We start from the raw sequence: 19,609 nt of genomic DNA on the forward strand, positions 1-19,609 counted from the left end.
TATCAAATACCGGCATACCTTCCGATAGCGGCATTATACTTTGGGAGGGATCCGCGCTTGGCACAATCCGCGTTATATGAACACCGCTTTTGGCTGCAGATATTGGGGGATCATGCGAGATTTATTTTTAATGCGTTGTCTCCGGTCGAAAAACAGGATATCCCGATGGCGGCTTATTATATTCAATCATTCGACCAATTGCTTGAACAAGCGCGAAAGGCTAAGCCGGATGCGGAGATCAGTCCTCTTACCAAACAAGCTTACGAACTGACGGTAAAGTTCAGAGCGTTTAAGCTGGACATGCTGAGCAGGGCGCTTTTCGGTAAAATAATGATTGGTTTTACGCCTACGTTTCTCAATCATATGGTAAACGAGCTGGAAGAGTATCTTCGTATATTGACCGATCTGGTCGCGGGGAAGCCCGTACCGGTATTCGATGCTTTGCATCATGATTTTCTGTGGTTGCCCGATGCGGCGGGTCATGCGGCGGCGATCGCAAGCGATTTGGATACGGTCGAGAAGCCTTGGATCAAGAGATGCGAACAATTCGAAGCGCACTTTCAACAATTATATATGAAAAGCATCGAAATGGCGGGTTATATGAGAACAAACCTCAAGGAATTCCCTGCTTTCCGAAGGCTGCACAAGGAAGTCGACATCGAAATGAAACTATTCGTCGCGTTCTTGAACGAGCTGGAGGAAATGGAATTAACCGCGGAGATATTAGATAAAATCAGTCCACTGTTGCCCGACCATATGATGAGAGAAGAATGTTATTATTTGACGAAACTCGCTCAACTCGAATTGGTGTCGAATCCGAAATGCCAAGCGGACAAGCCGAGAATACAGGCTTGAATAATTCCGCGCGATTTTCGCAAAATAAGCAAGACGGTGTAAGTGAGGTGCTGTTCCATTGGGCCGATAGGTGCAAGGACTGCAAGAGGAGCTTATCTAATCACTTAGCCTGGGAAGCGAGGGGTTGTGCCGCAGAGTCATTCTGAACACAAGAGTTACCCAAGTGATTCCATAGTCGCGAAGTGTGAGGTCTGAGACTCAACAATCAATCACCGTCGGAAGCGGGAGCCTGTAATGGGCTCCTTCTTTTCGGTTTAACGGAATGAAACGACATCTCTTCGGGGGTGGCGTTTTTTTTTCGCGACAAGAAAAATAAAGTTCTTGACTTTGCGGTACGGCGAACTTATCAGCTGCACATTTACCCGTTGTTCGTTTTCTAACGGCTCCTTGGAGGAGATTGTTACCGGGAAGTGCCGTTTCATTGAGTGCGATTTTCGCGGAGCCTCGTTAAACGGATCCGTTCATAAAGAGTCCGCGTTCGACAATTGTAATTTTACCGGAGCGAATCTTTTCGTTTCGAAATTCGATCATTGCAAAATGACGGGTTCGGATTTACCGGCGCCAATATGGACGGGATCACCATGATTCAGGGCGATTGGTCGTATACGAATCTGAGACATGCCCGATTGGCGAAACAGGACTTACGCGGAATCAAATGGCATGAGGCCGACTTGTCGGGAGCCAATCTGGACAAAGCCGATCTAAGAGATTGCGATTTGACGATGGCTTTATTGGCGAAAGCGAAGTTACAGGGCGCCGATGTCAGAGGGGCTAAGATGGAGGGCGTTGATTTTAAGACGTTGACTCTCGCAGGGTTGAGAATGGATAGAGAGCAAGCCGTATTGTTTGCGTTATCTCATGGCGCGAAAGTGGATTAAGGGATTGAACGCAAGACCCGCGAAAGCGGGTTTTTTGTTTGCTCCATACGCCAAACCTGAATATTTTAAACATTCCTCCAAATAATAAGCCTTGTTGTTGTATCATGATTGAATAGAATAGAACCATTACCCCCTAACAACGAGGTCAAGCCATGTTCAAACGCATACGCATGAAAATCTTTTTCGCTTTGTTACTGACTACGGCTCTGCCGCTCGCCATTACGTCCGGCATTATTTTGTATCAAGTCGACCGACAAATCGACAAAGACCAACAATTCGCGGGTAACCGGATCAAACAAGATCTGAAAGGTCAAATCGAGGATTTCTCCGTCTCCCTTAGTGAAACCGCTTACCAGATTTATTCGAACCCGGATTTGATCGAAAGCATCGCTTTGGGCAAAGAGTTTCTTTCGGACAGCCGAACCTACGATACGTATCGGGACATACAAGAATTTTTCCTGAGCGTGTATAACCAATCCCGCGTGAAGAACATTTTGGGAATGTATTTAATTCGACTAAACGAAGAAGAAACGTTAGGCAACTTCTTCCCGAGCGTGTATCCGCGACTGGAACCGACCTATTTGCGTTCCTTGCATGAGGAGATGTCCGCTAACGGACAGCAACCTCTCATGAAGGTCACTTATCGGAGTCCCTATCACGAGCCGGTATTTCAATTTATGTATCCCGTCCGTTACCGAGGCGAACCTGTAGGCTTATTGGTGATCGATATTCAAGAACAGGCATTCAGACGATTGGTCGAGACCTACAACACGTTCTATCATGGACAAATTTATTTGTTGGATACCAACGGGACGATCGTATATGGAACCGACTCGGCAAAGACGGGGGAGAAGTTCGAAACCGGACTCCGAGACGGACGGACCGTCTCGATTCAAACGGACGTCAAGCATGCGCTCTGGACTTTGGATTACGAATATCAAATCGATCCGGAACAAATTTTCTACAGACGTATCGCTTTCATCGTTATTGCCGCCGCCGGATTGCTGGCATTAGGTATCTCCTTGGCGCTCAGCTTCAGCATCACGAAACCGATCATCCATATGCATCGAAATATGGCCCGCATCAATATCGGCGACTACGACGCCCGCGTCGATGTCCGTACGAAGGACGAGATCGGTTATTTGGGCAACCAGTTTAATCGGATGGCGGAAACGGTCCAACAGCTGATCGAGCACGACTTGAAATTACGCTTGATCAATCAAGAAACCCAGATCAAAGCGTTGCAGGCGCAAATCTCGCCGCACTTCCTGTTTAATACGCTGCAAATGATGGCCGGCATCGCCGAAGTGAACAGAGTCCCCGATCTGAAGCTCATTTGCCAAGCCCTAAGCAATATGTATCGCTACAACATGAACATTCAGAATGAATGGGTGAAGATGAGGGACGAAGTGATGCATATCCGCAACTATCTCGTGATCATTAACAAGCGCTTCCCCAATACGATTAAATTCAGATTGGATATGGATCCCGGAGCAACGGATTTCATGATTCCGAAGCTGATCCTTCAACCGATCGTGGAAAACGCGGTCGAGCACGGATTAATCCCAAGTCCCGGCAATCGCAAATTGCTTAAAATATCGGTGCGGATTCGGCCTTCCGAGCCGTGCATGTATTTGAGCGTTCTGGACAACGGCACCGGGCTAGACGAGTCGGAAATGGATGCGATCGACCATTTGCTTCGTCACGGACGCATGGTCGAAGACAAGGAAGAAGGTTCGATCGGACTCTACAATGTCCATTCCCGCATTCGGTTGATATGCGGAGAGGACTACGGCATTCAAATCAAAAGCCGTAAAGGACGAGGCACGTGCGTCGTCTACCGGCTGCCGATCGGGAAGGAGGAACTTCGATGAGAGTCTTAATCGTTGACGACGAATCCGCCGTTCATGAACAATTAATGACGTTAATTCCATGGGAAGAGCTAGGCTGGGAAGTGGTCGGGCATGCTTACAACGGCGAGGATGCCAAGAAGTTAACGGAGACGTACAGACCTAATTTGATTCTGACGGATTTGAAAATGCCTCTATTGGACGGTCTTGGTTTCATGTCTTGGCTGGAGAAATCGGGGAACGCCGCCAAAGTGATCGTGCTCAGCGGATACGGCGAGTTCGAATATTCCCGGTCCGCTTTTTTGCTCGGTGCTTACGATTACCTCTTGAAGCCGATTCAGGAGTCGGAACTGCTCGTGGCTCTCGGGAAAGCCGTCGATCAGATCCGTCGGGATACCCTTTCGCAATCCGATCGTATCAACGAAAAGGCAGTGCTCGGAGAAGGGCTGACCTTAAAGCAAGACGAGTTCCTCACGCAGGCGATCGGCGCTTCCCTCACGGACGAGAACGAAATCGTGGTGCAAGCGGAGCGCCTTATGTTGCGATTGCCCGAGAACGGATATGCGGCGATCGCCGTGCGATTCCTCGATTTCGAAGAGCAAATGCAAGCCCGTTACGAAGGGGATCGCACGGCGTTCTATTTTGCCGCGCGCAACATCATGCGGGAGATATCGAGGTCATCATCGCTCGTCTTTCGGAACTTGCGTCAATCGAATGAATTTGTATTGATCAAATCCTTATCCGATAAAAAAGCCAATTTGATGGAGCCGATGCTTAGCAAGCTACAGCGATTGCTTGACGAAGGTCTCAAAATGCGTTCGGTCATCGGCGTGAGTACCTGCAAGCAACGGATCTCGAAGTTGGCGGCGGCCTACTCCGAGTCGCAGATCGCGCTGGAGTCGCTGAAGATCGCGGGGGATCTGAAAATCGCTTTCCACGACCCTCTTTCGGCGTCCATACCCAAAGGCACATCCACGATGGAGATGCTGTGGAGCGATATCGGTCTCCTATTCGATCTGTTGGCTGAGACGGGATCATTACGGGATAACGATAAATTGATCGCGAAGATCGAACAAGCGTTTCACGAGAAGACGATCGAGGGGACAAGCGTGTCCGAGTGGAAACAAGCGATGTCGGATCTCGTTCGTAAAATCGATCCTTATCCGATGAATGAAGACATGCGAATCCTTCTGAACGAAGTGAAGGCTTCCGTTCAGGCCGTACGCATTCCCTATACGAAGGAGTTACTGTTGAAATGGACAGAGCTTTTCATGGCTCGTAATGCGGATGCCATGAAAAGCAAAAGCGGCAAACCGTTAATCGATGCCATAAAGAAATACATCGATGAAAATTATAAAACCGTTTCGCTCGATCAAGCCGCCGAACGCTTTTACTTGAACAAAAACTATTTCTGTTCCTTGTTTAAGAACATGACGGACGTGAGCTTCATGGAGTACGTGACCGATTTGCGAATGGAGCACGCCAAGCGGCTACTGGCGAATAGCAACTTAAAAACATACGAAGTAGCGGAAATGGTCGGGTATTCGGATCAACGTTATTTCAGTCAAGTATTCCGTAAGCACACCGGGACTCAACCGACCCAATATCGGCAAAATAAGTCGAACAAAGACGATCAAGCTTAATATTCTCCACAAACGAGTGAATTTTCAATCATTACGGAGAAATAGTTCCCAAACTACAATGAAGACGTAATCAAATATAGGATTCGAGAGGGGTTTTACAATGAAATCTCAGAAGTGGTTAACGACCGCGACATCCGTCGTCGTGCTGGCCTCCACGCTGGCCGCTTGCGGAAATAACGACAAGGATTCGAACGCTTCTCCATCGGCTTCGCCGTCATCGAGCGCCGCCGCATCCGAACCGGCGTCCTCGTCTCCGGCTGCATCCAAGGATCCGGTAACGCTGAAATTCTGGTCGGCGCTTGATCCAAGCTCGGATCAAGGGAAAACGATTCAACAAAAAGTAAAAGAGTTCGATGATAGCCGCGACGACATTAACGTCGATCTTCAAGTCATCTCTTACGACGTCCTGCACGACAAGCTGGTCGCCGCCATCAATGCGGGCGATGCTCCCGATCTGAGTTGGGGCTTAGGCGAATGGTTCGGCGAGTTCAACAAACTGGACGCGTTGGCCGACCTTACCGCCTCCTTCGACGGTTGGGACGAGAAAGACAAAATCTATCCGAACGTATTGGATGCCTTAAAAGTCGACGGCAAATTAAAGGCGCTGCCTAACTACCTCGGCATCCGCGCGCTCTTGTACCACGAGAATATCTTGAAGGACGCGGGTCTTAGCGCTCCTCCGAAGACGTGGGACGAGCTTCTGAACGCGGCGCAGACGGTCAAAGACAAGACGGGCAAAGAATTATTCGGCATTGCCGGCGCCGGCGTTCGCTCTCCGCAAGAACTTATCATGTACCTCGCGCAGAACGGCGTCGTATTGGCGGAGAAACAAGCCGACGGAAAATATAAAAACACATGGCAAGACAATCCGGAGCAGTTGGCGAAAGCGGCCGAAGTGTTCCAATTCTATCAAGATTTAATCGCCAAGAAAGCCGTCAAGGCGGATGCCCGGACTTGGGGCTGGGAAGAAGAAGATCAGAACTTCGTTCTCGGACAATACGCGATGGTCGTCAACGGTCCATGGATCGAAGGCCGCGCTTCCGAGAATCCGGAAGGCATGAAAGACGTCAAAGTCGCGGCTCCGATCTATAAAGAAAAACCGGCTACGTTCATGGAAATCGCTCCGTTGTTCGTGTATAAATCGAAGAATCCGGAAGAAACGTTCGAGTTCGCGAAATTCCTCCTGGGAGCGGATTACCAAGCGGCGGTTAACCCTTCGGGCGCTCCGCGCAACGATGTCGTCAGCGAAGGCTGGGGCAAGGAATTCATGGCCCTCGCGCCTCAAGGCGTCGTGTTCCCGACCGTATCTCTCGGCGGAATCACGAAAGCGATGGAAGACTCCTTGGCGCTTGCCATGCTGAAGAAAGAAAAACCGGAAGACGTCGCGAAAAAGCTATCCGATTCGATTAACGACAGCTTGAAGAACACAGGCGAATTGAGCGGCAACTAATACGATCAGACAAACGGCAAGCATGGACGGGAGCTGCGGAACTAGCGGCATGCTGCCTGAACATGCTTGCTTTTTCATTCTGGATAAAGTGGTGATGGAGCATGCTGACTTTAAGAGAGAAAAAAATACGAAGAATCGCCCTTGGATTCATCTTGCCCGCTTTGCTGTTCTTCCTTCTTCTCAATGCTTTTCCTTTGGGACAGGTGCTTTGGGATAGCTTTCAGTTCAAAAATTTGTTGAATAAAGCCGCGAACGGGTTTGCCGGCTTCGCGAATTATAAGGATGTCGTCCAGGAACCCTATTTTCAAACGGCGCTTAAGAATACCGTCGTCTGGACCGTATTGTCCGTCGCCGGCGAATACGTGCTCGGACTGATTTCCGCCATTGCCCTTAACCAGCAAGTGAAAGGGCGCACCGTGTTCCGAGGCATCATCATCATCCCGTGGGTCGTTCCGATCGTCATCGCGGGCATGACATGGACTTGGATGTTAACGCCGGACTATGGCATCTTGAACATCTGGATGGTCAAGCTTGGCATCATCGATGAACCCCGGTATTGGTTGGGCGAACTGGATACCGCCTTGCTAACGGTCACATTCGTCAATATATGGCGCAGCTTTCCTTTTTACACGATCAGCTTGCTCGCCGGTCTTCAATCCGTTTCCAAAGATATTATCGAAGCGGCAGCCATTGACGGCGCGGGAGTACGCCGGCGGTTCTGGCATATCGTACTGCCTCAACTGAAAACCGTGTCGCTGACCATCGTATTTATACACGTTATCTGGACGGCCATCAATTTCGATTTCATATGGGTAATGACGGAAGGCGGCCCGCTTCATTCTTCGGAGACGCTTCCGATCATGATCTACCGGTACGCGATGCAACAGTACAACTTCGGCCAAGCCTCCGCGCTTGCGTCTATGATGCTCGGATTCATGGTCGTCGGGTTCAGTCTTTATTACTTCTACAGCGTAAGAAAGAACAGGGGGTGAAGCTATGCTGATGAGTCTTCGAAAACGCAGATTTCTTACGGCGCTCACTTATCTTGTGCTTATAGGGTTTGCCGCGTATTGCTTGCTTCCGTTCTTATGGATGTTCGTGACGTCGATCAAGCCGACCGATCAGATCCGAACGCTGAATCCAAGCTTCATCGTGAAGAAAATGACGTTAAGCCACTTCGATAACGTGCTTAACAATTCCGCCTTTTTAACCTTTTTCAAAAATAGCTTGTTCATCGCTTTAGTGACGACGGCAGCCTCTTTGTTGATTTCCATTTTCGCGGGGTACGCATTAAGCCGATACGCTCGATTTAAGGGCGTCAAGTTATTCGGCGTGGCGATGCTGCTCTCCCAGATGATACCGGGCGTGTTGTTGCTTATACCGTTGTATCTTGTCATGAAGAATATGTCTCTTATCAATACGTACGCCTCGTTAATATTGGCCTATACGACCTTCACGGTACCGCTATGTACCTTTATGATGAAGGGATTTTTCGATACCGTGCCTTATGAAATGGAAGAGTCCGCGGAGATAGACGGCTGCAACAGAATCGGCATTATCTTTCGCATTTTGTTGCCGGTGTCCTTGCCAAGCTTAATCGCGACGGCGTTATTTGCCTTCCTGAACGCCTGGAATGAATTCATGTTCGGATTCGTGTTCATCAACGACGAGGATCATCGGACATTAACTCCCGGCATAAGTTTATTCAAAGGCTTGTACCAGACGGATTGGGGAAGCATGATGGCCGCATCCGTATTAAGCGTCGTTCCGGTCGTCCTGATCTTCGTCTTCCTTCAGCGCTATCTGGTCGAGGGCATGACGGCCGGCGCGGTGAAAGGGTAAGGAGATGAGGATAGGAATGAACGATTCAAGATGGATCCGAGTGGAAGAAAACGGCATGCGCCTGTTATTCGAAGTCGCGTCGGACGGCGATGTTCGGTTCCTTCACTTCGGGAACGGGGAGCCGATCGGCATCGAAAGCTGGCCGGAAAAGACGAGAGCCAAATATCGGCTGCTCGAGGTTCACGCAAGCGGCGAGAATCACGACGACCATCATGGTTCGAAGCATACCGGCACGTTGCCCGGCAAACGACTCAAGCTCGTCGGGGAAGAAGACGGTCGCAATGCGGATGGGCGGTTGCTCGTTTTTCATTTGAAAGACGACAAGTCAGGGTTGGCGGCTTCGTATCACATGCAATTTTTCGATGGCATCCGGATCGTCCGCGCATGGACTCGGCTGGAGAATACGGGTAACGAACCGCTTGGGCTGGAATACGTCTCGACGTTTACGCTCTACGGGATCGACAAGGAGGGATCGACGGCCAGAGATCGTAAAATGAGGCTGCATATCCCTCACAATACTTGGTATGGCGAAGCGCAGTGGAGAAGTTACCGGCTTCCGGAGCTCGGCTTAGAGAAAGTGAACGAGTTCTCGATGAAACGCCTATCTTACGGGAGTACCGGAACATGGTCTAGCTCCCAATACGCTCCGATGGGGTTTCTGGAGAACGAAGAAACGAGCGGCGGACTGGTGTGGCAGATCGAGCATAACGGTTCCTGGCATTGGGAAATGAGCGATATGGCCGACCGTCTCTACTTGCAGTTGAGCGGACCGACCGAAGCCGAAAATCATTGGTGGAAGGAGCTTGCGCCGGGTGAATCGTTCATAACCGTGCCGGCGGCGATCGGGACGGTCCAAGGCGGGATCGAGCAGGCCATCGGCGAAATGACGCGATATCGGCGGAAGATCCGACGGAAGAACGAAGATAACGAGAAGCTGCCGGTTATCTTTAACGATTATATGAACTGTTTGTTCGGCGACCCCACGACGGAAAAGCTGATTCCGCTTATCGACGCCGCTGCCGATGCCGGATGCGAATATTACTGCATCGATTGCGGGTGGTATTCCGACGGCGAATGGTGGGATGGCGTAGGAGAGTGGCTGCCTTCGGAAGCGCGGTTTCCCGGAGGCATTCGGGAAGTATTGGATTACATCCGATCGAAGGGCATGGTTCCCGGCTTGTGGCTCGAAATCGAAGTCATGGGCATTCAATGCCGATTGGCATCCCAGTTACCTGATAACTGGTTTTTCCTTCGCCACGGCAAACGTGTCATCGATCATGCCCGGTATCAACTCGATTTCCGCAATCCTGAAGTACGGGCTTACGCCGACAAAATCATTGACAGGGTTGTAGGCGAGTACGGAGTCGGATATATCAAAATGGATTATAACATTAACGCAGGTATTGGTACCGACTATGCTGCCCATAGTTCTGGAGACGGACTGCTGGAGCACAACCGTGCCTACCTAAAATGGGTGGATGACGTATTCGAGCGCTATCCGGATCTTGTGATCGAGAATTGCGGAAGCGGAGGAATGCGGCTCGACTATGCGCTACTCAGCAGGCATAGCATCCAGTCAACGAGCGACCAGACGGATTACTTGAAGAACGCAGCCATTGCCGCCGCAAGCGCTTCTCTGGTTACGCCGGAACAGGCCGCGGTGTGGTCTTACCCCTTAAAGGAAGGCGATCGTGAAGAAGTTATCATGAATATGGTTAATGCTATGCTGCTTCGGATTCACCAAAGCGGACACTTGGCAGAAATCGATGCCGATCGATTGGAACTAGTAAAGGAAGCCATAAAGTATTACAAAAAGATTCGAAGCCATATTGCGCAAGGATTGCCGATTTGGCCGCAAGGATTGCCTAACTTCGAAAGCAAATGGTTTAGCTTCGGTATCAGGGATGAGTCATTCATTCTCTTGGCTGTATGGAGAATGGACGAATTCGAGAACACGGTTTCAATACCGCTGACCGAACTAAAAGGAGTTCCCGCACAGATCACGTTGGCTTACCCAAAAAACGAAGCAACGACATGGACGTGGGATTCAACTGAGGGCCTACTGAAAGTATCGTTGCCGCAAGCACGATCAGCCAGATTGTTTGAAATCACTTGGAACTATGACCTTTGAGAGAAAGGGATATGATCGTGAATAATATTCACTTCTCGCAATATGAACACGAAATTTGGGGACCTTGCGTAAACCTGACGAACGGGGTTATCGAGCTAATTGCACCATTAAACTTTGGACCGCGCATTATTCATTATAGTTATTCGGGTGAGAAGAATATCTATTATGAAGATCCGAAGGGCCAATATTACGAAAAAGGGGAAGGATATGAATCCGTCGAGGGACGCTGGAACTTATACGGCGGTCACAGGCTTTGGACCAGTCCCCAAGCGCCTGGCAGATCCAGCTATCCGGATAATGAACCGGTATCTTGGGCTCCTATTCCGGGTGGAATCGTAATCACCGGCCCGATCGAACGATGGAATCAGATCCATAAGGATTTAAAAATCGAGATCGAGTCGAGCGGTAGTTGTGTTACGATTAGCCATCGAATACAAAATCATGGACCTTGGCCAATCCCCCTATCTCTATGGGCACTATCTGTAATGAGTGGGGGAGGAAGCGCGTTTGTTCCACAAACACCAATAGACTTAGGTCCAGTGCCGAATCAAAGTTATGCCTTATGGGGAAAGACGCGAATGGATGATAACCGTATCACTTGGAGAGAACGATATTTAGAAATTAAGCAGCTAGAACAGTCGTGGATGAAGTTGGGATGCCGCAACGAATCAGGCTGGGCAGCTTACCTTAAAGGAAATACTCTTTTTACCAAAAAATATCCGTTCAACCCAAGTGGAATATATCCAAGTTATGGGTCTTCTCTTGAAGTCTTTACCAATGAATCTTTTCTCGAGCTTGAGTCTCTGAGCAGTATCTATCAAATTCAACCCGGAGAATCAAAAATCCACGTCGAAAAATGGCAATTACACCATGTGGAAAATAATGGAAATATCGAAATGACGTTAGATAAAGTTCGGTTGTTGAGTACTAAGATACCTTTGACAATGTAGGATTCACACTTTAGGGGCTGTCCCATAAGTCATTATTAGATGACTAAGGGATAGCCCTTTTTAATGAATTGTAGTTTTGGCGGGGGATGTATCTCCTTCCGGTGGCTGTTGCCGCTGTGAAATCTGAATTGTAAACTCGTTGCAAGGAGCGCAATCAGTTCGGCGAATGATTGAGCCGGAAAGCGTGTTTGGACAAATGAAGAGCAACCGGGGGTTCCGGCGTTTTCTGCTTCGCGGCTTGCCAAAGGTAAGCCTTGAGGTCGGTTGGCTTTCGCTCGCCCACAACTTGGTGAAGAAAAACGCAATGGACCGAAATCGAAAAGTGGCAACACGGGAATAGCATCTCCCGTACTGCCACTTTTTCATTTCCTAAGATTTTCATCAAAAGCGAGCTGTCTCTATGGTGAACTTGACCCTTTTGAGAGACTCCCAGAATGCGTAACATGTTCGATGAAGCGAGGGTTTTCGGAAAGCGCCGGATACTTGGTTACGATAAAAAAGTATCAGTAATCAACAGGATAGAAGAGGAACGGGAGATGAGACGGTTTTACAATGGGGGGTGCAGCTACTTTATAAATAGGGAGGATTAATTACGAATGAATTTTTCAATCGGAAAATGTTCCAATCTAGGCTTGAGGTTCCTCATCATGTTGACGTTGGTCGTTACCTTATTTAGTAGTTATCGCTCCTCGTATGCGTCTACTACATTGATCGAAGGACAGAACAACCAGCAGCCGGCATCCATGCCCAAGCCGGTTAAGGGTGTCCCTTTCGCGGATCCGATCTACAACGCAACGGTCGTAAGGGCGACGGATTTCCTTGCGGACGGCATCAAAAGGGTCGACGATGGGACGACTCCGGTATTTGTCAGGAACGATTACTCCCGTCGCCAAGCGTTTAACCAGGATAATTCGAAATTTATTGTCAAGGCGTTAGACGGCTTTTGGTATCTATATGATGCCGATACGTATACCAAGATTCAAAGACTCCCCTTTCTGGCCGGAGACGCCGAACCCCAGTGGAGTCCCACCGATCCGAATGTTCTCCATTATGTTCCGACTAATGGGGGGCTGGTCCTGAACCAGCTTAACATCTCTACCGGAGTCTCAACGGTGGTAGCCAATTTTGCGGGACGCCTTCCATGGGCGGGCGTAACGCATGTCTGGACGCGGAGTGAAGGTTCTCCATCGGCAGACAGCCGGTATTGGGGATTTATGGCAGAGGATGCCAATTTCAATACCCTTGGTGTCTTCACCTATGACTTGGTGGCGGACACCATCCTGTCAACAAGGAATATGAGCGTCAGACCGGATCATGTAAGCATGAGTCCGTCGGGCGCATACTTCACGGTGTCCGGGGACGATGCCTCCGGTACAGTGGCTTATGCCCGTGATAACTTGAGCACAGTGGTGCGCACCTTGCATCACAAGAGCGAGCATTCCGATCTGGCGCTGGATGCCAATGGCGATGATATCTATGTCGGTATCGATATCCAGTCGAATGCCGGCGATGTATTCATGGTTAATATTCGGACTGGCGTGAGAACGGTTCTGTTTCCGACCTATGTGTCAGGGCAGGCGACTGCTCTGCATATTTCCGGCAAAGGCTATAATCATCCTGGCTGGGTAGTTGTATCCACCTATGCTCCATATAATCTGCCTCTGCAATGGATTAACAATAAGATCATGGTCGTTGAGTTGAAAGCTAATCCAAGGATATACAATATTGCTCATCATCATGTGTTCAATTACGCAGGTTACGATACCGAGCCGCATGCTACGGTAAACCGCGACTTCACCAGAATTCTATTCAATTCAAATTGGGAGACAACCTCTTCAACCGACTTGGATGCCTACATGGTTAGACTCGATCCGGGTGATATTCCCGCAGCAGGCACGCCGACAACGACACCAACGCCAACGCCAACGCCGACACCAACGCCAACGCCAACACCTACGCCAACGCCAACTCCTGGGCCCAACAACACGATCACCTTACAGGTTGGCTTGAATAATTATACCGGCGGCAAAGACCAAAGCCATCTTCGGGAAACGACGCCAAACGAAGGTCATTACGGAGCAGGACTAACGACCAACTATTATTTAAGGGACGGCGGTTTTCCTACGGATGCGCTCATCTATTTCGACCTTGCCGGGAAGATTCCAGCGGGGGCGATCCTGGATTCGGCGACTTTATCCCTCTACAACAGCGGAACGAATTCATATTCGGGAGGGACGGTTGATCTTTATCGAATAACGGATCCCAATAGCAAAGGCATGTGGGCAGAAGGCAACAGTACGGATTATACGTTAAAGAACGGGGCTTCCTGGACGAGAAGGGCAGGCTCCGGAGACACCGTAACAACGGGGTGGACGAACGCGGCGGGAAGCACGGTCATGGATTCCGTACTTTCCACGCCAACCGGATCGATTGCCTTCACGACGGCGGCGGGATGGAATGCCTCCACGGATGTCCTCTCGGACATTCAGTCGTGGAGTACCGGCACCGCGGTTAACCAAGGGTGGTTCTTGCGGACGAGAAGCGGAAGCGGAATCAACATCCAGGACGTGGCCAGCAACCAGAACGCAACCGTCGCGAACAGACCTAAGTTAACGATAACGTACCATACTTCCGCGACGCCAACACCTACACCAACGCCAACGCCGACGCCAACGCCAACTCCAAATACGGTAACCGTTCAGATGGGCGTCAACAGCTACGCGGGCGGGAAAGATCAAAGCCATATCAAGATGACCTCGCCCAACGAAGGAAACTATGGGGCAGGGCAATCCACTTCCTATTACTTAAGGGATGGTTTCGCGTCCAACGCGTTGATTTACTTTGATTTAGCCGGCCTTGTTCCGTCAGGATCGACGATCGATTCTGCGACTCTCTCGCTCTACAATACGGGAACGGATTCATATGAGGGCGGAACTGTCGACATGTACAGAATTACGGATCCGAATAATAAAGGCATGTGGGCGGAAGGCAACAATACGGATTATACGTTAAAGAACGGAGCCGCATGGACGAGGAGATCGGGGTCGGGAGACAATTTCGCCACGGGTTGGACCAACGCGGCTGGCAGCACGATCATGGACTCCGTGAACCCGACGGCGTCCGGAGCGATAACCTTCGCTACCGCGGCCGGATGGAACGTATCCACGGACGTAAAAGCGGATATTCAAGCCTGGTTAGACAATACGGCAATAAATCAAGGCTGGTATGTAAAGGTTAGGAGCGGAAGCTCACTGAATATTCAGCAGGTGGCAAGCAACCAATTCGCTACGGCTGCTAATCGACCTAAATTAACGATAACCTATCACTAATGTAAACGAGGTTTAGAAACCCCCTCGATACGAAACGGGAATCCGATAGGGCAACCCGCTATCGCTTCGAGGGGTTTTCTCAAGAGAAGGGGAGACAGGATGAAATTACGATGGTCGCTATTCTTGTGCGCAATGATGGTATCCTTCCTACTAACGATAGGTTGCGAGAACAAGAAGGTCGAAGAAATACCCGTCGTGCTGCATGATTACCATAACGACAAGGGGATTGGATTCTTCTATCCGGAGAGAGACGCGACATTGTCGGGAATCGCCCGAATCTATGGCTTGGCCTATACAGGAGAAGGCTGGCTGGAAGAGGATAAGGGGGTAGGCAAAGTCGTCATACAATTCGGGGATCAACTGGAGCTCGAGGCAAGGACCTACGTGAAAGACCGTTATTGGATTAGAACGTTCGATACGGCCGCTTTCAAGAACGGGCCTTTGAGTATTAAAGCGACCGCGTACGACAAGGAAGGAAACCTAATCGGCAGCGTCGTTAATCGGGTTATTATCGACAATGATAATTCGTCCGCGGACAATCGGTATTTCGTCTCGCCGGAAGGAAATGCCGGCAATGAAGGAACGAAAGCGTCTCCGTGGGATTTGACGACCGGCATCGACAAGATCGCCCCGGGCGACATTTTATTCTTGCTCGCGGGCGAATACGACACTCCGATCGTCGTGGACAAAAGCGGGACAAAAGACAAACCGATCACGATTATGAACTATCCCGGCGACAAAGTGGAATTGAAACGCGCGGGCATCGACATTGGCTATGAAACGGAGTACGTCACCGTCATGGGAATCGATCAGAGCGGTTTGCGCTCCGAAGATTACGGGGTAGAGCTTGCCGAGCGGGTGAAGTACATCCAATTCTGGGACTGCTCCTTTAACGATAACACGTATCATTACGAAGAGATGGAAAAGAAAACATACCTGGAATATGGCACTGGTTTCCATGCGGGCATCGGCGGCAATACCAAAGCCGGTAATCGCCAATACATTACAATCTCGCATAGCGAAGCGATGTATAATGACGCGGACGGCTTCCAACTTAGCAGCATCGACCACGGCAGATTTCAGTTTCTGGAATCCGCGTGGAATCCAAACCACAAAACGAAGGACGTCTTTCAATATAAGCATGCCAATGGGTTCGTAAATAAAAACAGCGAATACGAGAGGTGGGGTTACCCTTCTGCGGACAACGTGTATTTGTTCTCTTACTCCCATCACAATGGGCAAGACGGATGGGATATCCGTTCCCCGCACGCATACTTCTTCGGAGTCGTCACCCATGACGAAGCGCAAGCAGGCCATCAATACGGCGGGGTCGGCATGAAGCTGTGGGAATATGATTACAAGATATTTGACAGTATTAATTTTCGGAATAACAAGGTGGACGATTCGGGCGGAGGCATTATTCTGGTGGGGGACAAGCTTACGATTCGCAACAGCTTACTCCACGATATGTTGCAATACTCCGTTAGTATATCAAAAGGGAAAGAAGTGAACTCGAGCAACAACATTTTCTCCGACTATATTATCGATTTTACGTCATCCGTTCCCTCGAACAATTCGATTTTTCATGGACTAGGGAAAGCGCCTTCCGACAGCGAACATAGCTTGATGGTAGACCCTAAATTTCTGAATCCGGAAAAAGGGAATTTTTTCCTACGATCCGACAGCCCTGCTCTTACATCCGGGTACGGGGGGGAAGACAGCTTCGTCGTGGATGGAATTGATTATGCCCAATACGATGCACTCGGACGGCCGCGCGCCGCGGGTTTAAAAGAGATCGGCCCTTATACCCGTTACGAGGGAGCGGATGCCGCGCCGTATGTTCCCGAAGCTGGCGAACGTCCAGCGACCGCTTTGATCTTGAATGAAGACAAGTTCGCCGGCATTGGTGAAAAAATGGATGTACCCGTTGGATCTATCCAAATGGACGGCGATCTTAAGGACTGGAACGGTATTAAAACCTACGAAGTGAACAGAGACCAGAACGGCAACACATTGAAATATAAGCATCGGGTAGCCTTCGCGTGGGACGGAAAGGATACGCTCTACATGCACGGAACGCTGAGCGGGCCGGACACGATGCTAGCGGTACAACAAAGCGATTCCGAATCCTGGTGGAGCGACGACATCGTCGAACTATTCGTTGTCCCGAAATTGCCAAAAGATGAAACCGAGAACCTAGTGAAGGCCAACCATTACGGGTTCAACAGAGAGCATCTGTTCGATGCCTGGAATTTATCGACGAACGCGAAAATGGTGAGCCTTCCGGAAGAAGAAGGGCAATGGAGATTCGAGATGGAGATTCCGCTAGGGGAGGATATTCTGAAGTCGATAAACGATGAAGGGAAGCTATACGTCAAAGCGGGAATCGAATTAAACAGCGCCGGCGAGTTCTCGTTGCTGGGCAGAACAGGCGGGTTCATAGATGCGGATAATTACATTCAGCTGGATGTTCATAATTCAATAAAATAGCATCAGTTATTAGTTGGATAACAGAAGTTGAGTCGAATCAATTGATCTACAATTTATTTGTCAACATTTTCAAGTTGACAAAAATCCAAAAAATGAAATGGAGCGTGAAATGAAGTGAAGGTATTAAAGAAATCGAGACGTTTGTTAGGCATGAGTTTAGTCCTTGCCATGTTTATGGTTATGTTGGGTCAGATTAATATCGGCGTAACCCATGCAACACTCGCAATAGAAGGCAAAGACAATACGCCTACGCCAACCGGAATGCAAAAGCCAGATAAAGGTGATGAGTTTACGGACCCGACTTATGGCACTAGCGTTACGCGTGTGACGGATCCGGATGAGGATGGAGTAGGCACATTTGGTAGACACATCTATTCTCGGTCACAAGCTTTCAACAGTAATAATACCTATATGTTGATCTATTCTTATTCGGGTCCTACTTACTGGCATTTATATAATGCAAACCCGCCCTATAATAAAATCAAATCGATTGCCGCTCCCAGCATAGGTACAGCTAACGCAGAACCGACGTGGGATCCCGTTAATCCAAATGTTTTTTACTATTTTAGCGAGGGTGGACAAGGCGCTAAGCTCTACTCCTATAATGTAGCTACTGAACAGCCAGAAGGCCCTGCTTATGATTTTAACTCGAGAATTAAAGCATATTGGCCAACCGCAACGGCTGTTTCTACAAAAGCAGAAGGCTCATCTTCCGCTGACGGACAGTACTGGGCTTTCGTGGTTATGGATGCAGCCTACAACAAACTTGGTTACATCACTTGGGACAAACAGACCGACACGATCCTTGGACACATGTCTGCTACCAGTGCCAACGGCTTTATATATGCTGATCACGTCAGTATGTCACCATCAGGAAAGTACGTGGTAATTAGCGTTTATGGAGGTCCCGGCGCTGTACAATTCGACCGTGAGTTTAATCAGATACGTCAAGTGGGCGCAGTGGGCGAGCACTCTGATATGGCCTTGCTTCCAAATGGTCATGATGCTTATGTAAGCGTGGTTTACTCGGCTCAACCCGATGAAGGAGACGTATACTTTTATGATATGGAAACCGGTGTCAAGACCGTTCTTTTCGATATCTTTGAGAATGGTGGGAATTCTGCGATTCATTTCTCAGGAAAAGGTTATAACAAGCCAGGCTGGATACTTGTGTCGACATTTTCTCCCGGTATAGGTCAGCGTTGGTACTATGATAAAGTATTTGCATTAGAGCTTACAGCCAACCCGAGAATCTATCCTCTTGCACACCATCATCAAATTTACAACCATGACGAACCGGATGAAAATAGGAGATATTTTACGGAAGTGCAAGCTACTGTGAATCGTGACTTCACAAAAATCTTATTCACTTCCAACTGGGATGTTCAAAGCAATGATGTTGATGATTACATGATCAACCTGAGCGCTTCGGATATTCCCGCTTCAGGCACAACTACGCCCGTAAGCGTTATTGTTGATAATGCTGCTACAACTGGAGTAACAAAAGTGGGTACATGGACTACGAGTACCTTTGAAACTGCTAGATATGGCGCTGATTATTTGCATGACGGGGGTACGCATAGCGTAACATTAACTCCTACTTTGCCGTCGGCAGGAACGTATAGCGTATATATGATGTGGCCTGCAGGTTCCAATCGGGCATCCAATGTTCCGGTTGATATTCTTCATGCAGGCGTAACGTCAACGGTAACCGTAAACCAGACAACAGGCGGAAACCAACAATGGAACTTGTTAGGCACCTATACCTTCAGTGCAGGAACTGGAGGGAATGTGAAAATTCGCACCACCGCCACGAATGGGTACGTCATGGCTGATGCAGTGAAATTCGTAAAAGATACGTCCGTCAGCGTTACTGTTGATAATGCTGCTTCAACTGGAGTAACAAAAGTGGGCACATGGACTACGAGTACCTTTGACACAAATAGATATGGCGCTGATTACTTGCATAACGGAGGTATTAAAAGCGTAACATTCACTCCTACTTTGCCGTCGGCAGGAACGTATAGCGTATATATGATGTGGCCTGCAGGTACCAATCGGGCAACCAATGCTCCGGTTGATATTCTTCATGCAGGCGTAACGTCAACGGTAACCGTAAACCAGACAACAGGTGGAAACCAACAATGGAACTTGTTAGGCACTTATACCTTCAGTGCAGGAACTGGAGGGA

At 49.1% G+C, this 19,609-nt stretch carries 11 protein-coding genes and 2 pseudogenes; all 13 read left to right on the forward strand.

All coding sequences use genetic code 11. From position 1 onward, the window contains the following. Positions 1-57 precede the first annotated feature (57 nt). A complete protein-coding gene (locus tag ACFPPD_RS20925; protein WP_209746162.1) occupies positions 58-855 on the forward strand; it encodes a DUF2935 domain-containing protein in 798 nt (265 codons plus the stop codon). Positions 856-1,167: 312 nt separating this feature from the next. Next, positions 1,168-1,733: pseudogene (locus tag ACFPPD_RS20930) on the forward strand (pentapeptide repeat-containing protein). Positions 1,734-1,885: 152 nt separating this feature from the next. After that, complete coding sequence (locus tag ACFPPD_RS20935; RefSeq protein WP_209746165.1) at positions 1,886-3,607, forward strand: cache domain-containing sensor histidine kinase; 1,722 nt, start codon at positions 1,886-1,888, stop codon at positions 3,605-3,607. Continuing rightward, complete coding sequence (locus tag ACFPPD_RS20940; protein WP_209746167.1) at positions 3,604-5,226, forward strand: response regulator; 1,623 nt, start codon at positions 3,604-3,606, stop codon at positions 5,224-5,226. The genes ACFPPD_RS20935 and ACFPPD_RS20940 overlap by 4 nt, the downstream gene beginning before the upstream one ends. Positions 5,227-5,326: 100 nt before the next feature. Then, entirely contained in the window at positions 5,327-6,676 is a 1,350-nt protein-coding gene (locus tag ACFPPD_RS20945; protein WP_209746169.1) for an ABC transporter substrate-binding protein, read from the forward strand. Between the two features lie 101 nt (positions 6,677-6,777). Further along, positions 6,778-7,668 carry a carbohydrate ABC transporter permease gene (locus ACFPPD_RS20950; RefSeq protein ID WP_209746173.1) on the forward strand — a complete coding sequence of 297 codons (891 nt, stop codon included), beginning with the start codon at positions 6,778-6,780 and terminating at the stop codon, positions 7,666-7,668. A gap of 10 nt (positions 7,669-7,678) precedes the next feature. Continuing rightward, positions 7,679-8,518 carry a carbohydrate ABC transporter permease gene (locus ACFPPD_RS20955; RefSeq protein ID WP_378083173.1) on the forward strand — a complete coding sequence of 280 codons (840 nt, stop codon included), beginning with the start codon at positions 7,679-7,681 and terminating at the stop codon, positions 8,516-8,518. A 16-nt stretch (positions 8,519-8,534) separates the two neighbouring features. Further along, positions 8,535-10,649: a glycoside hydrolase family 36 protein gene (locus ACFPPD_RS20960; RefSeq protein ID WP_209746177.1), complete on the forward strand. Its 2,115-nt coding sequence runs from the start codon at positions 8,535-8,537 to the stop codon at positions 10,647-10,649. Between the two features lie 11 nt (positions 10,650-10,660). After that, on the forward strand, positions 10,661-11,599 hold the full coding sequence (locus ACFPPD_RS20965) for a hypothetical protein (protein ID WP_209746178.1): 939 nt from the start codon (positions 10,661-10,663) through the stop codon (positions 11,597-11,599). A gap of 148 nt (positions 11,600-11,747) precedes the next feature. Then, positions 11,748-11,939: pseudogene (locus tag ACFPPD_RS20970) on the forward strand (transposase); the annotation flags it as partial. 256 nt (positions 11,940-12,195) lie between these two features. Further along, a complete protein-coding gene (locus ACFPPD_RS20975) occupies positions 12,196-14,928 on the forward strand; it encodes a hypothetical protein (protein ID WP_209746180.1) in 2,733 nt (910 codons plus the stop codon). A 99-nt stretch (positions 14,929-15,027) separates the two neighbouring features. Beyond that, positions 15,028-17,418 carry a hypothetical protein gene (locus tag ACFPPD_RS20980; protein ID WP_209746182.1) on the forward strand — a complete coding sequence of 797 codons (2,391 nt, stop codon included), beginning with the start codon at positions 15,028-15,030 and terminating at the stop codon, positions 17,416-17,418. A 114-nt stretch (positions 17,419-17,532) separates the two neighbouring features. Further along, positions 17,533-19,609: golvesin C-terminal-like domain-containing protein (locus ACFPPD_RS20985; RefSeq protein ID WP_378083179.1), on the forward strand; the 2,077-nt coding region annotated here is incomplete at its 3' end.

Origin of the sequence: Cohnella suwonensis (assembly GCF_042655365.1) — a bacterium.
Classification (GTDB): domain Bacteria; phylum Bacillota; class Bacilli; order Paenibacillales; family Paenibacillaceae; genus Cohnella; species Cohnella suwonensis.

Bases quoted from the DNA above. Each gene is read 5' to 3' on its own strand.
- ACFPPD_RS20950 (WP_209746173.1), top strand. From the start codon at position 6,778: ATGCTGACTTTAAGAGAGAAAAAAATACGAAGAATCGCCCTTGGATTC.
- ACFPPD_RS20955 (WP_378083173.1), top strand. From the start codon at position 7,679: ATGAGTCTTCGAAAACGCAGATTTCTTACGGCGCTCACTTATCTTGTG.
- ACFPPD_RS20935 (WP_209746165.1), top strand. From the start codon at position 1,886: ATGTTCAAACGCATACGCATGAAAATCTTTTTCGCTTTGTTACTGACT.
- ACFPPD_RS20940 (WP_209746167.1), top strand. From the start codon at position 3,604: ATGAGAGTCTTAATCGTTGACGACGAATCCGCCGTTCATGAACAATTA.
- ACFPPD_RS20975 (WP_209746180.1), top strand. From the start codon at position 12,196: ATGAATTTTTCAATCGGAAAATGTTCCAATCTAGGCTTGAGGTTCCTC.
- ACFPPD_RS20960 (WP_209746177.1), top strand. From the start codon at position 8,535: ATGAACGATTCAAGATGGATCCGAGTGGAAGAAAACGGCATGCGCCTG.
- ACFPPD_RS20945 (WP_209746169.1), top strand. From the start codon at position 5,327: ATGAAATCTCAGAAGTGGTTAACGACCGCGACATCCGTCGTCGTGCTG.
- ACFPPD_RS20965 (WP_209746178.1), top strand. From the start codon at position 10,661: ATGATCGTGAATAATATTCACTTCTCGCAATATGAACACGAAATTTGG.
- ACFPPD_RS20980 (WP_209746182.1), top strand. From the start codon at position 15,028: ATGAAATTACGATGGTCGCTATTCTTGTGCGCAATGATGGTATCCTTC.